The following is a 23,591-nucleotide window of genomic DNA, read 5'->3' on the forward strand; positions in this document are numbered from 1 at the left end:
TCGTCCTCCCGTAGCCTGGAATCCGGTCACTCTGGGTTGTCCGCGAGCGAGCGAGCCGCCCGCGCACAGTGGGCGAGAGCCTTGCGCGCGTACGCCGGCGAGGCACCCGCCAGACCACAGGCCGGGGTGACCACCACGGACTCGGCGAGAGTCCCCGGATTCAGCCCCAACCTGCGCCACAGCGTCCTGACACCCATGACGCTACCGCCCGGGTCCGACAATCCCCCCGCGACCGCCCCCGCGGCGGCGTCCGTGGCGGGCACCACACCGGCGAACAGCTTCGTACCGGCCTCCACGGCCTCGCCGATCGGCTCCTCGTCACGCTCGGTGAGAAGCGAGAAGTCGAACGAAACCCCGGCCGCCCCGGCCCGGCGCAGCAGCGCGAACGGCACGCCCGGCGCGCACGAATGCACCACGGTGGGCCCCTCGTGCGCCCCCATGACCTCGCGCAGGGTGCTCTCCACCACCTGCCGGTCCACGGCCCGGTGGGTGCGGTAGCCGCTGGCCGTACGGATCTGCCCGAGGAGCACGGAGGTCAGCGACGGCTCGTCGAGCTGGAGCACCACCCGGGCTCCCGGCACCCGCTTGCGCACCTCGGCCAGGTGCAGCCGCAGTCCCTCGGCGAGCGAGCCGGCCAGATCGCGGCAGGCGCCGGCGTCGGACAGCGCCGCCTCGCCGCCGCGCAGTTCGAGCGCGGCGGCGAGCGTCCACGGCCCGACCGCCTGCACCTTCAACGCGCCCTCGTACCCCTGGGTGAACTCCTCCAGGGCGTCCAGGTCCTCGCCCAGCCAGGAGTGCGCGCGCCGGGTGTCGCGCCCGGGGCGGTCGCCGAGCCGCCAGCCGCTCGGCTCCACGCGCGCGTACAGCTCGACCAGCATCCCCGTGGTCCGCCCGATCATGTCCGCGCCGGGCCCGCGCGCGGGCAGCTCCGCGAGGAACGGGAAGTCCTCGAAGGAGCCGGTCACGGTCTTCGCCGCCTCCCGCGCGTCCCCGCCGGGCAGGGATCCGACGCCGGTGGCGGGGGCCCAGGGGAAGGGCGCGGGCTCGGCGGGCGCGGTGGTCTCGCTGGTGTTCTCGCTCACCCCGGAAGGGTACGCGGCGGGGGGTCGGCGACGGTTCGGGCGCGAAGGGGTGGGGCGGGGCCGGGGCGGGGTCGGGGTGGGGTCGGGGCGCGGCCCAGGGGAGGTGAACGTGGGAGCAGGAGCAGGAGCGGGGCCATGGCCTGGGCCCGGTCGGGGGAGTCCGGCCGTTCCCCTCAGGGTGTCGGCCGCCGCGCGGGGCCGCCGTGCGATGGGGTGGTCGCACATCCCCTTAAAACCTGGAGGAATCATGCGTGTTCGCAACCTGGCGGCTGCCGCGTTCGCGGGGCTCGCCCTGGCCCTCGCCGCCCCGGCGGCCGGGCAGGCGGCCGACGGCCTCGGGCAGATCGACATCAGCCACACCCAGACCGACACCGTCGCCATCCAAGGGTCCGGCATCGTGAACGCCGGAGATGTCATCTGGGACGGCAACACCACCGGGTCCGTCAGTCTGGGCGGAGAGGACTGAGGCCGAGGCTGAGGCCGGGAAGGCTGAGGCCGGGAAGGCTGAGGCCGGGAAGGCTGAGGCCGGGAAGGCTGAGGCCGGGAGGCCGGAGCCGCCGCCCGGGCGGGATCGGCCCGCCCGGGCGGCGGCCGTCTCCGGTCACCGCTCGTGTGCCGACGCGCGACCGCTGTCGTACGTCGGCACAGGCGTTCAGCGGCCCGGGCGGACCGTCAGATCGTTGACCTCGGCGTCCCTCGGCAGGTCGATCGCCATGACGATCGTGGTGGCGACCGACTCCGGGTCGATCCAGCGCTCCGCGTCGTACTCCTCCCCCTGCGCCTGGTGCACCTTCACCTGCATGGGGGTCGCGGTCCGGCCCGGGTACACGGACGTGACCCGCACCCCGTTGCCGTGCTCCTCCAGCCGCAGCGCGTCGGCGAGCGCCTTCAGGCCGTGCTTGGAGGCGGCGTACGCGCTCCACTCGGCGTTCGCGCGCAGGCCGGAGCCCGAGTTGACGAAGACCACGTGCCCCTTGCCGACCCGCAGCTGGGGCAGGAAGTGCCGGGTCAGTTCGGCGGGGGCGATCAGATTGACGTTCAGCTGATGGTGCCATGCCTTCGGGGTCAGCTCGCCGACCTGCCCGAGGTCGACGACACCGGCGACGTGCACCAGCGTGTCGACGCGCTCGGGCATCTTCTGGTGCGAGAACGCCCACGACAGGCGGTCCGGGTCCGCGAGGTCCCCGACGAGCGTCCGCGCCCCCGGGAATTGCGCCGCCAGCTCCTTCGCCCGCCCGGCATCGCGCGCGTGCAGCACGAGTTCGTCCCCGCGCGCGTGCAGCCGCCGCGCGACGGCGGCCCCGATACCCGAGCCGGCTCCGGTGATCACATGAGTAGCCATGGCCCCATGGTCTCACCAGGGAATCCGGCCAGGGGGCTCTGACCAGGGCTTGTGTCGGGAGCTTGGGCGGGGCCGGGCACGGGCAGAGGGCGGGGCTCGGGCGGGGGCCCGAGGGCCTTTGTCGTCAGGAAGAGGGCCGGGCGGGCGAGGGGACGGAGGGGGAGGGGGGAACCGGGGTGGTGGCGGACCAGAAGTCCGAGTGGACGTGCGGGGTGGGGATCTTGCCGTAGGCGTACCGAGGACCGTTGGGTGCGGTCACGGGCTCGGCGACGTCCGACTTCCCGGCGCAGGGCGTCGTCACGTCGAAGAACGCCTGCCCCTGGTGGCCGACCGTGAGATCGAACTGGAAGCCTTCGGGGCTCCGGGCGAAGATCGACGGCATCTCCTGATTCCGGTTGACCCCGGTGATCTCGTAGCCGCTCTTCTTCCAGGAGCGTTCGATCACCCCGAGGAAATTGCCCCGCCGCTGCTCGGAGATGACCGTCGTCACGGTCCGGCGCCGGGTCACCGTGCAACTCCCGCTGGTCCAGGTCTCATGGGCCCACTGGACCTCGGGCACGACGGCCTTCAGCGTCTCGTCCAGCATCCCGTCGGCGCGCTCCGCCGCCTCCTGCATGTTCATGTCCGTGCTTGCTCCTCCGCCGCTCCGCTGTCCGCAGCCGGCCACGATGACACCCGCCAGGACGACGGCCGGGACGACGACGGCGACGGCGCGCCGCAGCGGCCTCCGCTCCCCTCGCTTCACCGGTACGCCTCCCTGGTGATCTGGTCGGGCCGGCCGACGACGATCCGGCTGATGTTGTTGGCCGACTGACGGTCCAGTTCCGGCGTGAAGTACTGGGAATGCGCGTCGAAGCCGCCCAGATCCGCGACCATCCTGGGCCCGTCGTCGACCTCGAAGCGCTGCGCTCCGAAGCCGGCGGCGGCCGGGTCCCGGCCGAAGTAGAGATGGTCGGTGACACGGCTCGCCTGGAGCGCCCCGACAGGACCGGCGGTCATGACCGCCCCGAGGGCGAACTCGACCGGCGTGGGGAGGTGTGTCACCGGATCGTTCTCCGCCGACCCGACGAAAACGTGTTCCCTTCCCACGCCAAGGTCCTCGGCCCGGTCCACTCCCACCCCCGGACTGCCGAGCAGGATCACCTCGTCCACGCCCGGGATCCCGCCGCTTTGGCGGGCCGCCGTACCCACCGTCAGCGAGCCGTACGAGTGGCCGATGGCCGTGAGATGGGGATCGGCGTTCTTGTTCGTCGCGTCGAGTCCCTCCATGAACGCGCGGTACGCGGGCGCGCCCGCCGTCGCGTTGCCGGTGGACAGGACGGTCGCCGCGTTGGGCGCCTCGTAGCCGAGCCAGACGATCGCGGCGCTGGACGGGTCCAGCCGGCGTGCCCCGATGGCCGTGTCCTGGGCGCGCTTCATCGTGTCCGTCACGAAATCGGCGTCCAGTTTCGTGCCCAGTCCCGGCACGTACGCCGAAACGTTCCGGGACGTGTCCGGGTCGCCGTAGGAGACGATCGCGCGGCCGTTGCCCTTGTCGTCGACGTCGAGCAGGAACATCGGCGGCTCGCTCGGCTCGTCCAGCCGGTCCTGGATCATACGGAGAGCCTCGATCTTGGACTCCTGGCCGCCTTCCTCCTCCATCTCCTCGATGAGGAGCGGGAGATAGCGGCGGTTGGCCTCGTCGCGGACGGCGGCGGGGATGCCGTCGACGTCGCCGATCAGGTCGGGGGCGATGTCCAGGTACTCCCGGCGCTGTTCGTCGGTGAGCCCTTCCCACCAGGCGAGGCGGTCGGCGGGGCTCTTGTCCACGGGGACGGCGGCGACGAGGTGGTGGCCGACCGCCGAGCGGACGTCCGCCGTGTCGCGGGCCACGTCCTCCCAGGTCTTCCCGGTGACGTCGAGCCCCTCGGCGGCGCGGAGGCCGTCCAGGGTCCTGGCGAACGTCGCGTCGAGGGAGGCGGCGGTCGTGACGGCGTCGGCGATCCGGTCGGCGATGTCCTGGGCCCGCGCGGCATGCGGGTTGGCGGAGGCGAAGGGAAGGGGGTGCCGGGCGGCCTCGGCGAGGCGGCGCGGGTCCAGCGGGAGGCTGCCCCGGGCCGTACCGCCGGGGGCCGTGGTGTCGCCGACGCCCGGGACGGGGCTGTCGGCGGGGGCGGCCGGGTAGGCGACGGAGCCGTCCTCGTGGACGGTGAAGCCCCGTTCCTCGGCGTCCCGCAGTGCGTCCTGGAGCCGGCGCTGGGGTTCGGCCAGGTCCGCCGCCAGGGCGTCCAGGGTGGACCGGACCAGGCCGCACTCGGTGTGCAGGTAATGGAAGTTACGGCTCAGCCGGCGCAGCCGGCCGAGCGCGGCCTCGGCGGACTCGCCCGCCTGGGTCTCGCGCAGCCGCGCGGTCATCGCCCGGTCGACACGGCCCCGGTCGGTGCCGGCGCGGTGCGAGAGCTGCTGCCAGCCGTCGCCCGCCTCCGCCAGTTCCGTGAGCCTGAGATCCCGGAGCAGCCGCCAGGTCAGGGCGGGGCCTGCCGTGCTCATCGGCGCGGCCCGTACGGAGCGCGGGCGCGGGTGGTGAAGTGGGTCACGCGCCGACGCTAGTAGCGCCGGTCCCCTCCGGCGGTGCCGCGCGGCCGATCGGCACACGATCGGGTGGCCGGTACGTCAGCGGGGGAACACGGGCCACCCGATCGCGTATCGGAGACGGCGCACGCGTGGGCGTCGGACATGTCGTCGGACGCTACGTAGGACGGGGCGTCGGACGGGTCGGTGCACGCGTCGTCGGGCACGTCGTCGGACGGGTCGGTGCACGCTTCGTCGGACATGTCGTCGGACACGTCGGTGCCGGGGCACGCGGGCGAGGGGCTCGGACGTGACGGGGCGTGGACGCGGCAAGACCCGCCCGCGCGCGGTGAGGCGCGCGGACGGTCCGGACAGGGGCAGGGCCCCGCGCGCGGTCAGGCCTGGCGGCTCGACTCCAGGTAGGCCAGGGCGGCCTCGCCGTCCTCCGCGAAGAAGACCAGGTCGGCGAGGGGGACCGGCAGGAAGCCCTCCTCCTCCATGCGGCGGAACTGGCTCTTCAGGCCGTCGTAAAACCCGGCGGTGTTGAGCAGGACTATCGGCTTGTCGTGCTTGCCGTGCTTCTTCAGCTCCATGATCTCGGTGGCCTCGTCGAGCGTGCCCGTGCCGCCGACCATGACGACGATCGCGTCCGACTTGGCGAGGAGCAGGGCCTTGCGCTCGGCGAGGTCCTTGGCGATGACCATCTCGTCGGCGCCCTGACGCGCCTTGGCGGCGAGGAAGTCGACGGAGACGCCGACCAGCCGGCCCCCGGCCTCCTCGACACCGTCCGCGACGACCTTCATCAGGCCGGACTCGGAGCCGCCCCACACCAGGGTGTGGCCCGCCTTGCCCATGCGCTCCGCGAAGTCGCGGGCGGGGACGGTGTATCGGTCGGCGAGGTCGGCGGCGGAGAGGAAGACGCAGATATTCATGACAGAACCGTAGGCCCTGGCACTGACACCCTGTGACATCGGGGTTTTTTCGAGATTTTCCGACGGCGAGCGATGAGTTCCGCGCGGGCCTGCGGTCTCCTCTTTCATGGACGAGGTGACAACCACACCGGCCCGCACCAAGGGCCTGGTCAGGGCGCAGGACGGCACACGAATCGCCTACGAGCGGTGCGGGGACGGCCCGCCGCTGATCCTGGTGGGCGGCGTGCCGGGGGCGGCGACGGACGGGAGCGAGCGGGCGCTGGCCGCGCTGCTCGCCCGGCACTTCACGGTGGTCGCGTACGACCGCCGGGCCGGCCGGGAAGCGCGGGAGATCGGCGATCTGGCGGCGCTCGTCGAGGCGGTGCGCGAGGAGACCGGCACGACGGCGGCCATGCATGGCACGGCGTCCGGCGGCACGCTCGCCCTCGCGGCGGTGGCGGCCGGGGTTCCGGTGGGTCAGCTGTCGGTGTACGAGCCGCCGCTGCCGGTCCGCGCGGCGGCGGAGGAGGAGGGCGAGTGGGTGTCGGGGGGCGAGCGGGCGTACGGCGTGGTGGACGCGGGCGGGCTGGACCGGGTCCACGCGCGCGTACTCGTGGTCGACGGCGGGGCGAGCCCGGCCGGGACGCGGCGCGCGGCCCGTACCGTCGCCGCCGCCGTCCCGCGCGGCCGGCACCGTACCCTCACCGGCCAGACGCACGAGGTCGCCCCGCACGTCCTCGCGCCGGTCCTCGCGGACTTCCACGCGAGGGAACTGGCGGGGGTGTGATCCGGCGGGGCCGGGCGGGGTGGGGCCCGGGTCGGGTCGGAGCGGCGGTGCGAGGGTCCGCGTCATGAGGGGGTGAGGCCCCCTCCCCCGCCGCCGGGAGCGCGCGCACTGGGAGACTGCTTCCGTTCGCCGGCACGCGCGGGGCCGCCACCACGGCCCGGTGCTCCGGCCGTACGCACCACCCGCACCGCCCGCACCCCCGCACCCTCCCGAAGGACGACCGCCCGTGGACGACGCACGACGAGACGTTCCGGGCACCCGCCCGCGCCGCATACGACGGGCCGTCCCCGGCCTGGCCAAGCCGGGCCCGTGGACGCGCGGCCCGGTGCTCACGGTGGCGGCGCTGCTCCTCGGTCTGCTGCTCGCGCTGCACTCGGGGATCACGGACCGGGGTGGTCTCGGCAGCCTGGTGGAAACGTTCCTGCCCTGGTTCGGTCTGTTCGTCCCGCTGCTCCTCGCCGGGGCCCTGTGGCGTCGCTCGGCCGCGGCGGTCATTGCGCTGCTGCTGCCGGTGTCGGCGTGGCTGGCGCTCTTCGGCGGCCTGTTCTCCGACCGGTCCCAGCCGGGCGGCGACCTCACCCTGGTCAGCCACAACGTCAACGCCGAGAACGCCGACCCGGTCGGTACCGCCCACGATCTGGCCGCCGCCGGAGCGGACCTGCTGGCGCTCCAGGAGATGACTCCGCGGGCCGCCGACGTGTACGCGCGCGAGCTGGCGGCGGCCTACCCGTACCACTCGGTCCAGGGCACGGTCGGGCTGTGGAGCAAGCTGCCGCTGTCGGACTCCCGGGCGGTCGACGTCCTGCGGGGCGACGTCGGGCCGCTGGCGAAGACCCGGCGGTCCGAGGACCGTCCCGTGGAGCCGCCCCGGGCGCTGCGCGCCACGGTGACCACCGAACGGGGACCCCTCGCGGTGTACGTGGTCCACCTCGGGTCGGTACGGCTGATGCCCAGGGGCGGCTTCTGGACGGACTCGCGCGACGCCGGCGCCGTCGCGCTCACCCAGGCCGTCGCCGCCGAGCCGAACGAGCGGGTGGTGGTGCTCGGCGATCTGAACGGCACCACCGACGACCGCGTGTTCGACGGCCTGACCTCGCGGCTGCGTTCGGTCCAGGAGGCGGCCGGGCGCGGCTTCGGCTTCAGCTGGCCGGCGTCCTTCCCGGTGGCGCGGATCGATCAGATCCTGGTCGGGGGCCTCGCACCGAAGAGCTCGTGGGTCCTGCCGGACACGGGCAGCGACCATCTGCCGGTGGCGGCGCGCGTCGGCTGGTGACCGACGGGACGCGGGACATAGGGCATACGACATAGGACATAGGACACGGAAGAGCGGCCGGCCATCAGGCCGACCGCTCTTCTTCGTCATCGGGGCGCCCGGGCATCCGGGCCTACGGGCCTACGGGCCTACAGCCGGGACCGTTTCTCAGGCTCCGGCGGTGGCTTCCGCCGTCCGGCGCGTGGTCGTCGCGATCGTCGCCGAACCGACGACGCGGGTGCCGTCGTACAGCACGATCGCCTGCCCGGGGGCGATGCCCCGGACCGGCTCGTCGAAGGTGACGGACAGTCCGCCGTCCACCATGACCGCGCTGACCGGGGTCTCGTCGCCGTGCGCGCGGAGCTGCGCGGTGTAGCGGCCGGGGCCGTCGGGCGCGATGCCGCACCAGCGGGGCTTGATGGCGGTGAGCGCGGTGACGTCGAGGGCCTCGGCGGGGCCGACGGTGACGGTGTTGTTCACGGGCGAGATGTCGAGGACGTAGCGCGGCTTGCCGTCCGGCGCGGGGTGCCCGATGCGCAGGCCCTTGCGCTGGCCGATGGTGTAGCCGTACGCGCCCTCGTGGGTGCCCACCTTCGTACCGGACTCGTCGACGATGTCGCCCTCCGCCGTGCCCAGGCGGGAGGCGAGGAAGCCCCGGGTGTCGCCGTCGGCGATGAAGCAGATGTCGTGACTGTCGGGCTTCTTCGCGACCGCGAGACCGCGCCGCTCCGCCTCCGCCCGGATCTCGTCCTTGGTGGTGAGGGTGTCGCCGAGCGGGAACATGGCGTGCGCCAGCTGCTTCTCGTCGAGCACACCGAGCACGTACGACTGGTCCTTGGCCTGGTCGGAGGCCCGGTGCAGCTCGCGGACGCCGTCCTCGCAGGTGACGACGGTGGCGTAGTGGCCGGTGCAGACGGCGTCGAAGCCGAGGGCGAGGGCCTTGTCGAGCAGCGCGGCGAACTTGATCTTCTCGTTGCAGCGCAGGCACGGGTTGGGCGTACGGCCCGCCTCGTACTCGGCGATGAAGTCGTCGACGACGTCCTCGCGGAAACGTTCGGCCAGGTCCCACACGTAGAAGGGGATGCCGATGACGTCGGCGGCGCGCCGGGCGTCACGGGAGTCCTCGATGGTGCAACAGCCCCGCGCGCCGGTGCGGAAGGACTGGGGGTTCGCGGAGAGTGCCAGGTGCACACCGGTGACGTCGTGGCCCGCCTCGGCGGCACGGGCGGCGGCGACGGCGGAGTCGACTCCGCCGGACATGGCGGCGAGGACGCGGAGGGGGCGCTGCGGCGGGGTCTGAGTCATAGCCCTACCAGGGTACGGGGCGCCGGGAACCGGGGTCGCGGCCGTGCGCGTTCTTTCGTCATGTGGGGACAACGGGGATGCGGGCGGGGAAGCCGGCCGCGAAGGAGCCGGTGAGGACGTCGTGACGGATCCGGGGAAGAGATCGGCGGGCCGGGGCCGCGCCAGGGCCGAGAGCAGGGGTGTGGGCATGGGCGCGGGTACGGGTGGGGGCACGGGTACGGGCACGGGTGGGGGCGTGGGCAAGGGCATGGGTGCGGGTGCGGGTGCGGGCAAGGCGGCCGGGAGCGGTGCGGGGCCGGCGGGGCCCGGGCGACGGGCCGTGCTCGTCGGCGGCGCGGTCGCGGTCGCCGGGACGGCGGTGTTCGCCCGGGACGAGCTCGGCCGGCTGTGGTGGCGGCTGCCCGGGGTGGAGGCCAAGCGGGTCGAGGGCGAGCTGGATCACAAGGGCGCGGAGTGGGTGGCGGCGTCCCGTTACAACTGGCGGCGCGCCAACCGCCCCGGCGATTATCCGATCGACCGGGTCGTGATCCATGTGACGCAGGGCAGCTACGGCTCCGCGCTCAAGGTGTTCCAGGACCCGGGGCACGGGGCCGCCGCGCACTACGTGGTCCGCAAGGACGGGCACATCGCGCAGATGATCCGGGAGCTCGACGTGGCCTTCCACGCGGGGAACCGGGACATGAACGAGCGCAGCATAGGGATCGAGCACGAGGGGTTCGTGGACCGGCCCGAGGATTTCACGCCGGAGATGTACGAGGCGTCGGCGCGGCTCACGGCGGACATATGCCACCGCTACGGGATACCCGTGGACCGGCGGCACGTCATCGGGCACGTGGAGGTGCCCGGAACCGATCACACCGACCCGGGGCCGCACTGGGACTGGCCCCGGTATCTGCGGCTGGTGCGGGAGGCGCGGGCGAAGCTGGGCTGAGGGCCGGGAGTGGGGCCGGGTGGCCGGTTCCGAGACCGGCGCCAAACCCCCGACCCCGGATCCCGACCCCCGACCGATTGGCCCCGGGGCCGATCGGTCAGCTCAGGCCAGCGGCCCTGGCCCGTTCGACGGCGGGGCCGATCGCCTCGGCGACCGCCGCCACGTCCTCCTTGGTGGAGGTGTGGCCGAGGCTGAAGCGCAGGGTTCCACGGGCGAGGTCGGGGTCGGCGCCGGTGGCGAGCAGGACGTGGCTGGGCTGGGCGATGCCCGCGGTGCAGGCGGAGCCGGTGGAGCAGGCGATGCCGGCGGCGTCGAGGAGCAGCAGCAGCGAGTCACCCTCGCAGCCGGGGAAGGTGAAGTGGGCGTTGGCGGGGAGCCGGTCGACCGGGTCGCCGCCGAGGATGGCGTCGGGGACGGCGGTACGGACGACGTCGATCAGCTCGTCACGCAGGGCTCCGACCGTACGGGCGAACTCCTCGCGGCCTTCCGCGGCAAGCCGGGCGGCGACGGCGAAGGCGGCGACGGCGGGGACGTCGAGCGTGCCGGAGCGGACGTGCCGTTCCTGGCCACCGCCGTGCAGCACGGGTACGGGGGTGTGCTCGCGCCCCAGGAGGAGCGCGCCGATCCCGTACGGGCCGCCGATCTTGTGGCCGGACACGGTCATCGCGGCGAGTCCGGACGCGGCGAAGTCGACCGGGACCTGGCCGACGGCCTGGACCGCGTCGGCGTGCAGCGGAACCCCGAACTCGGCGGCGACGTCGGCGAGTTCACGGACCGGCATGACGGTGCCGATCTCGTTGTTGGCCCACATCACGGTGGCGAGCGCGACGGATCCGGGGTCGCGTGCGATCGCCTCGCGCAGGGCGTCGGGGTGGACCCGGCCGTAGGAGTCGACCGGCAGGTATTCGACGGTCGCGCCCTCGTGCGTGGCCAGCCAGTCGACGGCGTCGAGGACGGCGTGGTGCTCGACGGGGCTGGCGAGAACGCGGGTGCGGGCCGGGTCGGCGGCGCGGCGGGACCAGTACAGGCCCTTGACGGCGAGGTTGTCCGCCTCGGTGCCGCCGGACGTCAGGACGACCTCACTGGGCCGGGCCCCGAGCGCCCCGGCGAGGGCTTCACGGGCCTCCTCCACGGTCCGCCGGGCACGCCGGCCGGCGGCGTGCAGCGAGGAGGCGTTGCCCGTGACGGCGAGCTGGGCGGTCATCGCCTCGATCGCCTCGGGGAGCATGGGCGTGGTCGCGGCGTGGTCGAGGTAAGCCATGGTGGGACCGATTCTACGAGCCCGCCCACCCGTCGCGGGAGGGTGTCCGGGGTGCGGGGCCGGGACTGAGACGGGTGTCACCCGGGGACGGCACATCTTTTTTGTGCCTCGGTTCGCCTCCGGGGTGCTGGAGTCGGACTCACAGCACCGATCGTGCTCGGCCCACTCGTTCCTCGCGGGCCTGTGCGCGTTCGGCACTGTTCCCCCGACGCACCCCTTCGGCTCACTCGGCCGTAGAGGCCGGCCCGCACAAAGACGTGACGGCATGGGTGTGGCCCGCACTCACGGGGCCTCCGGTGGCGGGCCCAGCCTCAGCGCCGCACCTACCCCCAACCCCCACAGCCGCGAACCCCACTCCAGCACCCCGACCCTCCCCCGCCTTCGGCAGGGGAGAGCCACGGCGCGACGCGCGCCACTAACCCCGCGGTGCGCGCGCCAGCTGGCGGGACTGGGCGACCAGGCGGTCGGCGGAGTCCCAGACCTCGGCGTCCTCTTCGAGGAAGCCGCCCGCGAGGTTGCGGGTGGTGATGGAGACGCGCAGCGGGCCGGGGGCCGGGCGGCAGCGGATGTGGGTGGTGAGTTCGACGGTGGGGGTCCAGCCCTTGAGGCCGAGCTCGAAGGAGGTCGGCGGCAGCGCGTCGACGGCGAGGAGCAGGGACAGCGGGTCGGGGTCGCGGCCGTCGGCGAGGCCGAACCAGGCGCGCATCTCGCCCTTGCCGGAGGGTGCGCCGATGGCCCAGCCGACGGTCGACGGGTCGAGCCGCAGGTCGAGGCGTTCGGTGATGGCCGAGGAGCCGGGGATGTCGGGGGTGGGGCCGTCGGAGGTGCCGAAGCACTGGTCGATCGGGGCGAGCGCGGGCGGCGTCGCGGAGGTGCGGACGTCGTCGGGGAGCGTGTCGAGGTCGCCGTAGGAGGCGAGGACGCGGATGCGTTCGACCTCGGTGCCGTCCTCCGCGTACTGGAAGAGGGACGCCTGGCCGGTGGAGAGGGTCCGGCCGGTGCGGACGGTCTCGGTGCGGATGACCGCCGGGCCCGGCACGGACGGGGTGAGGTAGTACGCCGAGATCGTGAACGGGTCCGGGTGCGGCAGGTGGTCGCCGAGCGCGCGGCCGAGGAGAGCGAGGAGGTAGCCGCCGTTCACGGCCTGGATGATCGTCCACCCGGCCGACAGTTCGGCGTCGTAGACGCCGGGCTCGCGCAGGGCGATGGCCGTGTCGCGGTCGAACTCGCTCGTCACCCCACCGGAGGGCGTGGCCTGGGCCGGGTCCGGGGTCGGGGTCGTCTCGGTGCTGCTCATGCTCATGGGCGCGACGGTACAGGGCCGACCCTACTGAGCGGTAGCTTTTTCGGACTCACGTGTGGACGAACGCCTGTTCCAGGCGCGCGGCGCCCGCCAGTGGTAGCGCATCGCGAGCAGCCGCAGCAGGAAGGCGGCGAGCACGGCGGCGGTGCTGGTGTACGCGTTGAGCACGTCGAACCGGATGGACAGCACCACGATCGTCGCGCCCACGATGGCCGGCACGGCGTACAGGTCCCGGTCCCAGCGCAGCAGCGACGGCGCCTCGATCGCCAGTATGTCGCGCAGCACACCGCCGCCGACGCCGGTGGCCATGCCGAGCACGGCCGAGGACGTCAGGCCGAGTCCGTAGTCGTACGCCTTCGTCGTACCGGTCACACAGAACAGACCGAGTCCGGCCGCGTCGAAGACGTTGACGGCCGTCTGGGTCCGTTCGACCTCCGGATGCAGGAAGAAGACGAGGACGGTCGCGACCAGCGGCATCAGGAAGTAGCCGAGATCGGTGAAGGCGGCCGGGGGGACGGCGCCGATGACGAGGTCCCGGAAGAGTCCGCCGCCCAGCGCCGTGACCTCGGCGAGTACGGCCATGCCGAAGACGTCGAAGTTCTTGCGGACGGCGAGCAGCGCGCCCGAGATCGCGAAGACGAAGATGCCGACGAGATCGAGCGCGTGTTGGACGGACGGATTGAACAAATCGTGGAGCACCGCCCAATTGTGCAGTCTCCGACCCGGTCCCCCGACGTCATGAGGCTCCCGCCACAAGAGTGACGGGAGCCTCACACGCGTACCGCTCGCGAACTCAGTCCTCCGAAGGCTTGTCCGCCGACTTCTCAGCCGACTTCTCAGCCGCCTTCTCGGCCGACTTCCCGGCAGCCTTCTCAGCGGATTCCTCAGCGGACCCCTCGGCAGCCTCAGCCTCGGCCTCCGGCTTCCCAGCCTCCGCCTCCGCCTTCGCCTCGGCGTCCTTCTCCGCCTTCGCCGGCTCCGCCGGTCCCCCCGCCGTCACCTCCACCGTCACCGTCTCCCGCGCCGACGGGATCGTGATCCCCTCCGCGTTCTCCGGGTGGTGGCAGGCGACCCGCTGGCCGGGCCGCAGCTCAAGAAGCGGCGGCTCCTGCGTCTTGCAGACCTCGGTCGCCTTCCAGCAGCGGGTGTGGAAGCGGCAGCCGGGCGGCGGCGCGATCGGCGACGGGACGTCGCCGGTGAGCAGGATGCGCTCGCTCTTCTGGCCCCGGCGGCGCGGGTCCGGGATCGGCACGGCCGACATCAGCGCGCGCGTGTACGGGTGCATCGGCGCCTGGTACAGGGACGTGCGGTCGGCGAGTTCGACGACCTTGCCCAGGTACATGACGGCGATGCGGTCGGACACGTGCCGGATGACCGACAGGTCGTGCGCGATGATCACGTACGTGAGGCCGAGCTCGTCCTGGAGGTCGTCGAGGAGGTTGACGACCTGGGCCTGGATGGAGACGTCCAGGGCGGAGACGGGCTCGTCCGCGATCACGAGCTTCGGCTTGAGCGCGAGCGCGCGGGCGATGCCGATGCGCTGGCGCTGGCCGCCGGAGAACTCGTGCGGGTAGCGGTTGTAGTGCTCGGGGTTGAGGCCGACGAGTCCGAGCAGCCGCTGGACCTCCTTCTTCAGGCCGCCCTCGGGCTCGACGCCCTGGAGCTTGAAGGGGGCCGAGATGATCGCGCCGACCGTGTGGCGCGGGTTCAGGGAGCCGTACGGGTCCTGGAAGATCATCTGGATGTCGCGGCGCAGCGGCCGCATCTTCGCCACCCCGAGGTGGGAGATGTCGGTGCCCTCGAACTCGATGGTGCCGCCGGTCGGTTCGAGGAGCCGGGTGATGAGCCGGCCCATCGTCGACTTGCCGCAGCCGGACTCGCCGACGACGCCGAGGGTTTCGCCGGGGTAGACCTCGAAGTCGATCCCGTCGACGGCCTTGACCGCACCGCTCTGGCGCTGCAGCAGCCCCTTGCGGATGGGGAAGTGCTTCTGCAGGCCCGTGACCTTGAGCAAGGGCTCCATGGTGTCACTCACCGCCTTGGGATGGCTCGCGGCCTTGGTGTCGCCCACGGCCTTGGTGTCGCTCACAGCTTCGGCGCAATCTCTTCGGTCCAGATCCGGTTCCGCTCGCCCTGCGGGAGGTGGCAGGCCGCGAAGTGGCGGTCACCGGCCTCCGTCAGCTTCAGCTCGGGGCGATCGGTCCGGCATATGCCGCCCTTGGGTACGTCCGCGTACGGGCAGCGCGGGTTGAAGGCGCAGCCGCTCGGGACGTTGATGAGGCTGGGCGGGTTGCCCTTGACCGGGATGAGACGCTCGGTCTGCTCGCGGTCGATGCGGGGCATGGAGCCGAGCAGACCCCAGGTGTACGGGTGCTGGGGCTGGTAGAAGAGCTCCTCGGCCGTGCCGCGCTCCACGCACCGCCCGCCGTACATCACGAGGATGTCGTCGGCGATCTCGGCGACGACGCCGAGGTCGTGGGTGATGATGACGACCGCGGAGCCGAACTCCTTCTGCAGGTCCCGGATCAGGTCGAGGATCTGGGCCTGGACGGTCACGTCGAGCGCGGTGGTCGGCTCGTCCGCGATGAGCAGTTCGGGGTTGTTGACCAGCGCCATCGCGATCATCGCGCGCTGGCGCATACCGCCGGAGAACTCGTGCGGGTAGTTGTCGAACCGCTTCGCGGGCTCGGGGATGCCGACCCGGTCGAGGAGTTCGACGGCGCGGGCGCGGGCGGTCTTCTTGTCGACCTTGTGGTGGACGCGGTACGCCTCCACGATCTGGTGCCCGACCGTGTAGTACGGGTGCATCGCGGACAGCGGGTCCTGGAAGATCATCGCCATCTCGCGGCCGCGCATCCGGCGCACCCGGTCGGGGTCGGCGGAGAGGATCTCCTCGCCGTTCAGCCAGATCTCGCCGGAGATCCGGGCCTTCTGCCGGCCGTACTGGCCGACGGTGTGCAGGCCCATGATGCCGAGCGAGGTGACCGACTTGCCGGAGCCGGACTCGCCCACGATGCCGAGGGTCTTGCCCTTCTCCAGCTGGAAGGTGAGGCCGTCGACGGACTTGACCAGGCCGTCGTCGGTCGGGAAGTGGATCTTGAGGTCGCGTACGTCGAGGAAGGCGTCCGACGGTGCGTCCTTGGACGCGGCGACCGGTTCGCCGAGCGCGGCGCCGGTCTTGGCGAGCTTGTCGGTCATGCGAGCCTCACTCGGGGGTCGATCACCGCGTACAGCAGGTCCACCAGGAGGTTGGCGAAGACCACGCACCCGGCGGTGATGAGGGTGACCGCCATGATGATCGGCAGGTCGCGCTCGCTGACCGCCGAGAAGGCGGCGTTGCCGAGACCCGGGAGGTTGAACGCGGTCTCCGTCAGGACCGCGCCGCCGACGAGGGCGCCGAAGTCCATGCCGAAGATGGTCAGGATGGGGGTCATCGTGGAGCGCATGGCGTGCTTGCCGAGCACGACGGGCTCCGTGAGGCCCTTGGCGCGGGCGGTACGGATGTAGTCCTCGCCCAGCACTTCCAGCATGGTGGCGCGGGTGAGCCGCGCGTACATCGCCGCGTAGAGGAAGGCGAGGGTCACCCAGGGCAGCAGCAGACCCATGAACCAGCTGCCCGGGTTCTCGGTGATCGGCACGTACCGGGCGTCGAGCCAGCCCAGCTGGGTGCGGAAGACGAGCATCGCCAGCATGGCGGTGAAGTAGATGGGGAGCGAGACGCCGGCGAGGGCGGTGACCATCGCGGCGCGGTCGATCACGGTGCCCCGCTTGAGCGCGGAGAGCACGCCGGTGGAGACACCCAGGATCAGCCAGATGATCGCCGCGCCGACGACCATGGAGAGGGTGACCGGGACCCGGTCGACCAGGATGCTCCAGACGTCCTGCTCGGTCTTGAACGAGTAGCCGAAGCACGGGGCCGCGCAGTGGATGGACGAGCCGCCGCCCACGTAGTCGCGGCCGACGAAGATGCCCGAGACGAAGTGCCAGAACTGCACGAGGAGCGGATCGCCGAGGCCGAGCTTCTGCCGGATGCCCTCGATGGTGGCCGGATCCGCCTGCTTGCCGACGAACATCGCGGCAGGGTCGCTGCCGGTCAGCTTGGGTATGAGGAAGAAGATGCTGAGCGTCACGAGCGTGACGACCATCAGCATCAGCGCGACGGCGATCAGCCGTCGGATGATGTATGCAAGCATGCGGTCGGCCGGACGGCGGCCGGGCCCCCTTCACGGGGTGCCCGGCCGCCGCGCGCGGCCATCACCTGCCCTTCGGACCTGGCGGCGGGTGGTGCGCCGTTGAAGCGGGTCGGTTTACTTGACGACGCCGAGCGACGCGTAGTCGTAGCGGCCGTTGTAGGCGTCGGCCGTGTAGACGTTGGTCAGTCGAGAGCTGCGCCAGATGATGTTCTTCTCGTGGGTGAACGGCAGGTAGATCGCCTTCTCGGAGACCTTGGTGTTGATCTCCTTGTAGATCTCGCCGGCCTTGACCGGGTCGGTCTCCTTCAGCGCCTTGTCGAACAGCGCGTCGATGGCCGGGTCCTTGGTCTCGGAGTAGTTGTTGTTACCCGAGTCGAGGAGGAAGCGGCTGTCGACCAGCGGCTGCAGGAAGCCCTGACCGGTCGGGAAGTCGGCGCCCCAGCCCATGATGACGATGCCGTAGCCCTTGTCCTTGACCACCTTCGGCGAACCGATGATGCCGGAGGTCTGGGCGCCGTCGTACTGGTCGATCTGGGCGTCGATGTTGACGGCCTTCAGCGACTGCTGGAGCGACTCGGCGGTCGCGACCTCGATCGGCTTGTTGTTGCGGACCGCGATCGTGGTCTTGAAGCCGTTCGGCTTGCCGCACTTCTTGAGCGCGTCCTTGGCCTTGGCGATGTCCGGCTTGCCGCTGAGCTTGCCGTACGGGTCGGCCTTCACGTCCGAGCCCTTGACGATGGGCGGCAGCATGTTGGACGCGATGTCGCCACCGGCCTGCGGGCCACCGCGGGCGGTCTGCAGGGACTTGCTGTCGGCCGCGTAGATGATGGCCTTGCGGCACTCGAGGTTCGGGATGACCGACTGCGGGAAGACCGCGTACCGGATGAAGCCGGTCTGCGGGTTGTCCGCGTTCTCCTTGTGCTGCTGGAGCACCTTCTGGCGGGCCGCGGCGCCGACACCGGTCGCGTTGATGTCGATGTCGTACTCGCCCTCGACCAGACGGTTGTCCATGTCGTCGGCGTTCGTGCTGAACGTGACGCTGATCGAGTCCGGGAGCGCCTTGCGGATGGTGTCCGTCTTGGCGTCCCACTTGTCGTTGCGGACCAGCTTGATGGACTTCTTCGGCGTGTACGAGTCCCACTTGTACGGGCCGGAGGAGAACGGCTTCAGGCCGTACTTGGAGGCCGTGTCCTTGTCCTGGCGGACCGGGGAGGCGGCGGGCATCGCCAGCATCTGGAGGAAGTCGCCGTTGGCCTTCGGGAGCTTGAAGACGATGGTCTTCTCGTCCGGCGTCTCGATCGACTTCAGGCCGAGCTTGTCGGCGGACTTGTCCTTGTACGGCCCCTTGTACTCCTTCTTGGGGTCGAGGACGCCCTGGAGGTAGATCGGGCCGCCGGAGATGACGTCCTGCGCCCAGGTGCGCTCGATGCCGTACTTGATGTCCTTGGAGGTGATCGGCTTGCCGTCCTCCCAGGTGACCCCGTCCTTCAGGGTGAAGGTGTAGGTCAGACCGTCGGCCGAGATCTTGCCGGTGTCGGTGGCGAGGTCCGGGACCAGCTCGGTCGACTCGGCGCCGGGGGCGGCCTTGAAGGAGATCAGCTGACGCGTGTAGAAGCGGGCGAAGTCCCACACGAAGCCGTAGTAACCGCGCTGCGGGTCCCACGAGTCGGCCTCCTGCGTGCCGATGAACTTCAGCTCGCCGCCCTTCTTGTCCGAGGCGTTGAGGACCTTGTTCACGGCGCCGTTGAAGGCGAGGCCGGAGGTGCCCTTGCCCTTGTCGTCCGAGCCGTTGCCGCCGCCGCAGGCGGTGGTGGCGACCATCGTGGCCGCGGCGAGCAGCGCGCCCGCGGCGATCCTGCGCCTGGAAGAGGTGTTCATCATGGTTCCGGCAACCTCCGGGTTAGGGGCGGGGCCTTTTTCGGGTCGGTCCGCCGAGGAAGAATTTCCCTGTCGCAACGGCAGGGGCAGGGCTTTTCGTGGTGTCGCGTCGGCGAACGGGTCAGCGCGAACCCTTCGGGTCGAGCGCGTCGCGCACGCCGTCGCCGAAGAGGTTGAACGCCAGGACGGTGATGAAGATCGCGAGGCCGGGGATCACCATGAACAGCGGGTCCGACTCGTAGGTGTTGACGGCCTTGGACAGCATCTGTCCCCAGGAGGCGGTGGGCGGCTTCACGCCCGCGCCGAGGAAGCTCAGCGCCGCTTCGGTGAGGATGTTGGTGGGGATCATCAGCGTCGCGTAGACGGTGATCGGGGCGATCAGGTTGGGCAGCAGCTCGCGGCGCAGGATGTAGAGCCGGCCGGCGCCCAGGCTCTGGGCGGCCTCCACGTACTCACGGTTGCGCAGCGAGAGCGTCTGACCTCGGACGATACGGCCTACGTACGGCCAGCCGAAGAAGCCGATGACCACGACCAGGGCGGCGATGCGGACGCCCGAACCGGTCAGGCCGAGCAGCTCGTTGGGGAGCACGGAGACCAGGGCGATGGTGAACAGCAGCTGCGGGAAGGCCAGCATGACGTCCATGACCCGGCTGAGCGCGGCGTCGATCCAGCCGCCGAAGTAGCCGGCGACGATGCCGAGGATGGTGCCGAGGAAGACCGCGAACACCGCCGCCAGGAAGGCGACGAGCAGCGAGATCTGGGCGCCGTAGACGATGCGGCTGAACACGTCGCGGCCGTTGACCGGCTCGACTCCCAGCAGGAAGTCGGAACTGATGCCGCCCCAGCTGCCGACCGGGGTGCCGAACAGGGCGTCGATCTGGTCCTCGTGGAACTCGTTCGGCGGGTGGCCGAACGCCGCCACGATCCACGGCGCCAGGACCGCGACCAGGATCAGGAAGACGACGACGCAGCCGCCCGCGAGCGCGAGCTTGTCCTTCTTCAGCCGCGTCCACGCGATCTGCCAGAGGGAACGGCCTTCGATGGCCTTGGCCGCCGCGCCGGGGACGGCGTCGACGGCGCCGGCCTGTTCGGCCGCACTCGTCTCCTGCTGTGGTGCCGTCATCTGGTGAGGACCCCTCTCGGCCGCCGGGTCGCCGGCCCTTGACCGCCGCGGGTAGCGGCTTGGTGGAACAACTGCTGGACACCGGCTCGGAAGAAACCGAATGCCAGGTGTTCCGGGGAGTCTTCAATGGCCCGCGATCACCCGCCAGACCTGGTGGGGAATGGTTGCGCAACCGTGATGCGGTTCGTTGTCTTCCGTTATCCGAACGTTCCGGCTGGTTCAGCGGACCATCTCGGACACTATTCGGCCAGAACGGACAACCGCCCCAACCGCGCCGTGACGGGCGCGAATTGGGGCGGCAGGAAGGGTGGAAACGGACGATTCGGCGGACTGGTGACGGACCTATGGCGGACCGACCGACTACTCGTCAGTAGGCGTGCGGGGCGACGGAGGCTCCGAGTCCCGGCGCGGCAGGCGGATAGCCGTAACCGGGCGTGAGGGGCGCGACGGGCGCGACGTGCGCGGCACGGTCGTAGAACGGCCGGGCGTGCGCGTACAGCCACAGGGCGACCGGGTCGTACGGATCGGACATGGCGACCGTGGACACCGGCAGGCCGTCGGGGACGGCGCCGACCGTCTGGCGCATCATCGCGCGCACCGACTCGACCGCGGCGGGCGAGGAGTCGTAGAGGTCCAGACCGATGGCGAGGTACGGGGAGCCGAGCGCGGGCTGCACCCAGGCGCGGCGCAACGAGCGGACGGCCGGGGTGCGATGGGCGTTCTGCGACAAAAGCGCGTAGAAGTGCGGCATCTCCAGCGACGGTTCGGAAAGCCGCAGCGGTCCGGCGGGCATCCGGTCCAGACCGGTGGCGACGCGGCGCAGGTCGGCCCAGGGGATGCCGACGCCGCCGCCGGGGGCGTGCGGGTTGAGCCAGATGCCCCAGCGGTCGGGGAACAGGGCACGGGCGATCTCCAGGCCGCCGATGCGCTCGTGGGCGCGGGTCCAGCCGGAGGCGGCGAGTTCCTGGGCGGAGGTGACGCAGGGGGCGTAGCCGAAGCCGTCGACCTCCATGTTCCCGTACTGGGCGTCGGGGGCGCCGGGTGTGCCCTGCCAGAGCAGCATCCAGACCTCGGAGCCGGCCAGGGAGTACAACAGCCGCTCGTAGGCGTCGTGACGCCCCGGCGTCACCTCGCGCAGCATGTGCTCGACCTGTCCGGCGGCAGCGGTGCCTGACGCGCTCACCCTCGGTCCCGCCCCTCTTGTCCGTGTCGCCGCGGTTGTCGCGGATGTCGTTGTGTCGCTGTATCGCTTCGCTGTCGTACGGCCGGTGGCCCGGCCGCTTGGCCGCTTGGCCGTACGTACGGCTGGTCGCCCGGTCGTACGGATGCGTCCGGGCGAAGCCGGACCGGCCCCTACCGGACCGGGCCCCACCGGGCCGGATCCGCCGCGCCCGGGCCGGATCCGTGCGTCTTGAATGAGTTCAGCTTAAAGCGGGGGTCCGTCACACGGCGGCGCGCTGGAAGAAGGGGCGCACCTTCTCCAGCATCCAGTCGCCGACCGGGTCCTGGGCCACGTCGAGCAGGACGAGGTTGACGGGCCAGGCGACTTCGACCCGGCCGAGGGCGCGGCCGAGGGCGTCCAGCGGGACCGTCAGGTCCGGCTCGGTCCCCTCCACGAGCTGGACGCCGACGAAGAGGGCGGGTTCGGTGCCCTCGACGCTGGCGAGGGCCCGCCGGGCGGTGGCGACGACTCCGGTGGCCTCGAACTCGGCCGACGCGGCGGACAGGAAGTCGACCGGGTCGTCCTGCCAGTCGGGCTCGAACAGACGGACCCGGCCGCCGGCGGCCGGTCCGTCCAACTCGCTGCGGCCGACCCGGCACAGTTCGACGACGGCGGGCGGCGGCAGCGGGACGCCGATGGTGCCGCCGGGGTTCACGGCGATGCCGAGCTGCGGGGGCAGACCCCGGGCGAACTCGCGGGCGGGGGCGACGGTGTACGACATGTGGTCGCCGACGCAGGCGCGGAACTCCCGCTCGGAGCTGAAGACGGGCACATAGGCGGCGCCGTCCAGTTCCAGGGTGGGCAGATCGAGGTCGGGGCTGTCGGGGCCGCCGCCATTGGGCAGCGGGATCCAGACGTTGCTGCGGCCGAGCACCTCGACCAGCCGGCCACCCGCCGCGGGGTTGCCGAGCGAGGCGGCCAGTATCTCCTCGAGTTCATTGCCCGGCCACGTCACGTCCACGCTGCTCTTCGTCCCCTTCGCGCCTTCACGGCTCCACGGCTCCCGGACCTCACGGCCCGGCTTCCCGACTTTCCGGCTGACCCGGTTTCCCGGTCCTCCGGCTTCCCGGTTCTCCGGTGTTCCGGCTTCCCCGGCTTCTCGACCCGCCCGGCGTCCGCCCGGCGCGGCTTCCCGCCCGCCACGGCGTCGGCCCGGCCCCTCGGCCCCGCCGGCCCCTGCCCGCCGGGCCACACGGGTGCGATCAGCACCTTAACGGCGCGCCCCGGCCACGGGGAGCGGGAGGGGGTCGGGTTTCGTCACGCGCGCGCGTCATACGAGCTCCCGGAAGTCGATCCTCCGCAGCGCGTCGGCCGCCTCCCGGTCGAGCAGGGTGACCGAGGCACAGCCGTGCGGCAGGGCGCCGGACGCGGCGGTACGGATCAGCCGGCCGACGGCGCGCCGGTGCCGGGCGAAGGCGTAGCCGGACACCGTACGGCCGCGGGCCCGCTGGCCGTCCAGGGCGGTCGCCGGGTCGACGTCGAGCAGGATCAGATGCAGGGCGCCGCCGCGCCGCCGGACCGCCCGGGCGAGCCAGCCGCGCACCCAGGACTGGGTGCCGCAGTCGTGGACGACCACCCCGGCGCCGGCCGCGAGCGCGCGGCGCAGTCCCGCGTAGTGCGCGATGCGGGCGAGCGGACGGTAGAGGGCGTACGGCAGGAAGCGGGGCAGCCGGGCCTCCCAGCGCTCGCGGGTGTCCTGGGAGTCGACGGCCCGGCCGCCGGCGACCCGGCCCATGAGCGTGGACTTCCCGGCCCCGGGCAGCCCGGAGACCACCACGACGTCCCCGGCGGCGAAGGTGAGGACGCGGGGGCTCTGCCCGCCGCGCTCGCGCAGGTCGCGCAGGAACCGGCCGCGGCGCCGGGTGCGGGCCCGGGCTCTGTCCCGTACCGCCTCGCGCACCCCGTCGCGCGTCCCCTCGCGCCCCACCCCGCGAGCCCGCCGCCCACGGGCGGGGGCGGGGGCGGTGTCGGGGGCGGTGTCCGGGGCGGGCGCGGGGGCGGGGACTCGGCCCGGGGCACGGCCTGGGAGGCGGCCTGGAGTGCGGGCCGGGAGGCGGGGCCCCGCGACCGCTCGCCGCAGCGGTAAGCCGGAGTCCGCCGTATACGCACCGGTGTGCCGGATCGCCATCGCCATCTCCCCCTGTCGGACATGCCGGAACCCCGATCGGGCCCGCCAGGACCCTGCCCACAAAGTGTAAAGAAACGGTAATGGGACACAAGCGATTTGCCGGGCGGACCCGCCGTGCAATGATGAGCGCGCCACTCGCTCGCACGAGCGCGTACCCGCGCCACCAGCGCGTACAACCGCATACCGGCCGCTCGAATCCGCGCGGGAGAGTTCCGGGGCACAGGCATACGCCGTGCGCCGGGCGCCGAAGGAGCAAGTACCTCCCTTGAATCTCTCAGGCCCCGTACCGCGCGGACGAGGCAGATCTGAAAAGCGGGGCGCGC

21 protein-coding genes and 1 riboswitch are annotated in these 23,591 nt (G+C 72.1%); of the genes, 4 read left to right on the forward strand and 17 right to left on the reverse strand.

All coding sequences use genetic code 11. The features are described 5' to 3' along the window. Window positions 1–26: 26 nt before the first annotated feature. Window positions 27–1,001, reverse strand: a complete 975-nt coding sequence (locus ABZ990_RS04230) for a methionine synthase (protein ID WP_361225099.1) — start codon at window positions 999–1,001, stop codon at window positions 27–29. 328 nt (window positions 1,002–1,329) lie between these two features. Here ABZ990_RS04230 and ABZ990_RS04235 point away from each other — a divergent pair, with 328 nt between their 5' ends. Then, window positions 1,330–1,548 carry a hypothetical protein gene (locus tag ABZ990_RS04235; RefSeq protein WP_361224930.1) on the forward strand — a complete coding sequence of 73 codons (219 nt, stop codon included), beginning with the start codon at window positions 1,330–1,332 and terminating at the stop codon, window positions 1,546–1,548. 186 nt (window positions 1,549–1,734) lie between these two features. Here ABZ990_RS04235 and ABZ990_RS04240 read toward each other — a convergent pair whose 3' ends face one another. From ABZ990_RS04240 to ABZ990_RS04255, 4 genes are all read right to left on the reverse strand, one after another. Continuing rightward, window positions 1,735–2,424 (reverse strand): SDR family oxidoreductase, encoded by a 690-nt coding sequence (locus ABZ990_RS04240; protein WP_361224933.1) that lies wholly within the window; start codon window positions 2,422–2,424, stop codon window positions 1,735–1,737. A 124-nt stretch (window positions 2,425–2,548) separates the two neighbouring features. Beyond that, on the reverse strand, window positions 2,549–3,169 hold the full coding sequence (locus ABZ990_RS04245; protein ID WP_361224936.1) for a hypothetical protein: 621 nt from the start codon (window positions 3,167–3,169) through the stop codon (window positions 2,549–2,551). After that, window positions 3,166–4,953: an alpha/beta hydrolase gene (locus ABZ990_RS04250; protein WP_361224941.1), complete on the reverse strand. Its 1,788-nt coding sequence runs from the start codon at window positions 4,951–4,953 to the stop codon at window positions 3,166–3,168. Before ABZ990_RS04250 ends, ABZ990_RS04245 begins: the two co-directional genes overlap by 4 nt. 416 nt (window positions 4,954–5,369) lie before the next feature. After that, window positions 5,370–5,906, reverse strand: a complete 537-nt coding sequence (locus tag ABZ990_RS04255; protein ID WP_361224944.1) for a TIGR00730 family Rossman fold protein — start codon at window positions 5,904–5,906, stop codon at window positions 5,370–5,372. 106 nt (window positions 5,907–6,012) lie between these two features. On the opposite strand from ABZ990_RS04255, the gene ABZ990_RS04260 reads away from it, so the two are divergent. Then, window positions 6,013–6,672: an alpha/beta hydrolase gene (locus ABZ990_RS04260; RefSeq protein WP_361224947.1), complete on the forward strand. Its 660-nt coding sequence runs from the start codon at window positions 6,013–6,015 to the stop codon at window positions 6,670–6,672. A 271-nt stretch (window positions 6,673–6,943) separates the two neighbouring features. Continuing rightward, entirely contained in the window at window positions 6,944–7,945 is a 1,002-nt protein-coding gene (locus tag ABZ990_RS04265; protein WP_361225102.1) for an endonuclease/exonuclease/phosphatase family protein, read from the forward strand. 147 nt (window positions 7,946–8,092) lie between these two features. Here ABZ990_RS04265 and mnmA read toward each other — a convergent pair whose 3' ends face one another. Continuing rightward, complete coding sequence (mnmA, locus tag ABZ990_RS04270) at window positions 8,093–9,229, reverse strand: tRNA 2-thiouridine(34) synthase MnmA (protein ID WP_361224950.1); 1,137 nt, start codon at window positions 9,227–9,229, stop codon at window positions 8,093–8,095. Window positions 9,230–9,476: 247 nt separating this feature from the next. Between mnmA and ABZ990_RS04275 the strand changes: the two genes are divergently transcribed. Then, window positions 9,477–10,160 carry a peptidoglycan recognition family protein gene (locus ABZ990_RS04275; protein WP_361225105.1) on the forward strand — a complete coding sequence of 228 codons (684 nt, stop codon included), beginning with the start codon at window positions 9,477–9,479 and terminating at the stop codon, window positions 10,158–10,160. 97 nt (window positions 10,161–10,257) lie between these two features. Here ABZ990_RS04275 and ABZ990_RS04280 read toward each other — a convergent pair whose 3' ends face one another. The 11 genes from ABZ990_RS04280 to ABZ990_RS04330 all read right to left on the reverse strand — a co-directional run bounded on the left by ABZ990_RS04280 (window position 10,258) and on the right by ABZ990_RS04330 (window position 23,040). Beyond that, window positions 10,258–11,421, reverse strand: coding sequence for a cysteine desulfurase family protein (locus tag ABZ990_RS04280; protein WP_361224953.1), 1,164 nt, complete (start codon window positions 11,419–11,421; stop codon window positions 10,258–10,260). 415 nt (window positions 11,422–11,836) lie between these two features. Continuing rightward, window positions 11,837–12,724: a thioesterase family protein gene (locus tag ABZ990_RS04285; RefSeq protein ID WP_361224956.1), complete on the reverse strand. Its 888-nt coding sequence runs from the start codon at window positions 12,722–12,724 to the stop codon at window positions 11,837–11,839. A gap of 24 nt (window positions 12,725–12,748) precedes the next feature. Next, window positions 12,749–13,423 carry a trimeric intracellular cation channel family protein gene (locus tag ABZ990_RS04290; protein WP_361224959.1) on the reverse strand — a complete coding sequence of 225 codons (675 nt, stop codon included), beginning with the start codon at window positions 13,421–13,423 and terminating at the stop codon, window positions 12,749–12,751. A 94-nt stretch (window positions 13,424–13,517) separates the two neighbouring features. Continuing rightward, window positions 13,518–14,747 (reverse strand): dipeptide ABC transporter ATP-binding protein, encoded by a 1,230-nt coding sequence (locus ABZ990_RS04295; protein WP_361225106.1) that lies wholly within the window; start codon window positions 14,745–14,747, stop codon window positions 13,518–13,520. Between the two features lie 62 nt (window positions 14,748–14,809). Then, window positions 14,810–15,922, reverse strand: coding sequence for an ABC transporter ATP-binding protein (locus tag ABZ990_RS04300; protein WP_361224962.1), 1,113 nt, complete (start codon window positions 15,920–15,922; stop codon window positions 14,810–14,812). After that, window positions 15,919–16,917, reverse strand: a complete 999-nt coding sequence (locus tag ABZ990_RS04305; protein WP_361224965.1) for an ABC transporter permease — start codon at window positions 16,915–16,917, stop codon at window positions 15,919–15,921. The genes ABZ990_RS04300 and ABZ990_RS04305 overlap by 4 nt, the downstream gene beginning before the upstream one ends. Window positions 16,918–17,031: 114 nt before the next feature. Then, entirely contained in the window at window positions 17,032–18,795 is a 1,764-nt protein-coding gene (locus ABZ990_RS04310; RefSeq protein ID WP_361225108.1) for an ABC transporter substrate-binding protein, read from the reverse strand. A gap of 121 nt (window positions 18,796–18,916) precedes the next feature. Further along, window positions 18,917–19,918 carry an ABC transporter permease gene (locus tag ABZ990_RS04315; protein ID WP_361224968.1) on the reverse strand — a complete coding sequence of 334 codons (1,002 nt, stop codon included), beginning with the start codon at window positions 19,916–19,918 and terminating at the stop codon, window positions 18,917–18,919. 367 nt (window positions 19,919–20,285) lie between these two features. Beyond that, window positions 20,286–21,101: an enhanced serine sensitivity protein SseB C-terminal domain-containing protein gene (locus ABZ990_RS04320; RefSeq protein ID WP_361224971.1), complete on the reverse strand. Its 816-nt coding sequence runs from the start codon at window positions 21,099–21,101 to the stop codon at window positions 20,286–20,288. Between the two features lie 259 nt (window positions 21,102–21,360). After that, window positions 21,361–22,101 (reverse strand): enhanced serine sensitivity protein SseB, encoded by a 741-nt coding sequence (locus ABZ990_RS04325; protein WP_361224974.1) that lies wholly within the window; start codon window positions 22,099–22,101, stop codon window positions 21,361–21,363. 309 nt (window positions 22,102–22,410) lie between these two features. Beyond that, window positions 22,411–23,040 carry an AAA family ATPase gene (locus ABZ990_RS04330; protein ID WP_361225110.1) on the reverse strand — a complete coding sequence of 210 codons (630 nt, stop codon included), beginning with the start codon at window positions 23,038–23,040 and terminating at the stop codon, window positions 22,411–22,413. Between the two features lie 420 nt (window positions 23,041–23,460). After that, a riboswitch (glycine riboswitch) is annotated at window positions 23,461–23,567 on the forward strand. Window positions 23,568–23,591: the final 24 nt, after the last annotated feature.

It is taken from the genome of Streptomyces sp. NPDC046203 (genome assembly GCF_040646255.1).
Lineage (GTDB): Bacteria > Actinomycetota > Actinomycetes > Streptomycetales > Streptomycetaceae > Streptomyces.

What these genes read in the sequence shown, in the direction of transcription:
- ABZ990_RS04250 (WP_361224941.1), bottom strand. Translation starts at nt 4,953, where the DNA reads ATGAGCACGGCAGGCCCCGCCCTGACCTGGCGGCTGCTCCGGGATCTC.
- ABZ990_RS04295 (WP_361225106.1), bottom strand. Translation starts at nt 14,747, where the DNA reads ATGGAGCCCTTGCTCAAGGTCACGGGCCTGCAGAAGCACTTCCCCATC.
- ABZ990_RS04240 (WP_361224933.1), bottom strand. Translation starts at nt 2,424, where the DNA reads ATGGCTACTCATGTGATCACCGGAGCCGGCTCGGGTATCGGGGCCGCC.
- ABZ990_RS04305 (WP_361224965.1), bottom strand. Translation starts at nt 16,917, where the DNA reads ATGCTTGCATACATCATCCGACGGCTGATCGCCGTCGCGCTGATGCTG.
- mnmA (WP_361224950.1), bottom strand. Translation starts at nt 9,229, where the DNA reads ATGACTCAGACCCCGCCGCAGCGCCCCCTCCGCGTCCTCGCCGCCATG.
- ABZ990_RS04280 (WP_361224953.1), bottom strand. Translation starts at nt 11,421, where the DNA reads ATGGCTTACCTCGACCACGCCGCGACCACGCCCATGCTCCCCGAGGCG.
- ABZ990_RS04235 (WP_361224930.1), top strand. Translation starts at nt 1,330, where the DNA reads ATGCGTGTTCGCAACCTGGCGGCTGCCGCGTTCGCGGGGCTCGCCCTG.
- ABZ990_RS04275 (WP_361225105.1), top strand. Translation starts at nt 9,477, where the DNA reads ATGGGTGCGGGTGCGGGTGCGGGCAAGGCGGCCGGGAGCGGTGCGGGG.
- ABZ990_RS04285 (WP_361224956.1), bottom strand. Translation starts at nt 12,724, where the DNA reads ATGAGCATGAGCAGCACCGAGACGACCCCGACCCCGGACCCGGCCCAG.
- ABZ990_RS04315 (WP_361224968.1), bottom strand. Translation starts at nt 19,918, where the DNA reads ATGACGGCACCACAGCAGGAGACGAGTGCGGCCGAACAGGCCGGCGCC.
- ABZ990_RS04300 (WP_361224962.1), bottom strand. Translation starts at nt 15,922, where the DNA reads ATGACCGACAAGCTCGCCAAGACCGGCGCCGCGCTCGGCGAACCGGTC.
- ABZ990_RS04255 (WP_361224944.1), bottom strand. Translation starts at nt 5,906, where the DNA reads ATGAATATCTGCGTCTTCCTCTCCGCCGCCGACCTCGCCGACCGATAC.
- ABZ990_RS04310 (WP_361225108.1), bottom strand. Translation starts at nt 18,795, where the DNA reads ATGAACACCTCTTCCAGGCGCAGGATCGCCGCGGGCGCGCTGCTCGCC.
- ABZ990_RS04260 (WP_361224947.1), top strand. Translation starts at nt 6,013, where the DNA reads ATGGACGAGGTGACAACCACACCGGCCCGCACCAAGGGCCTGGTCAGG.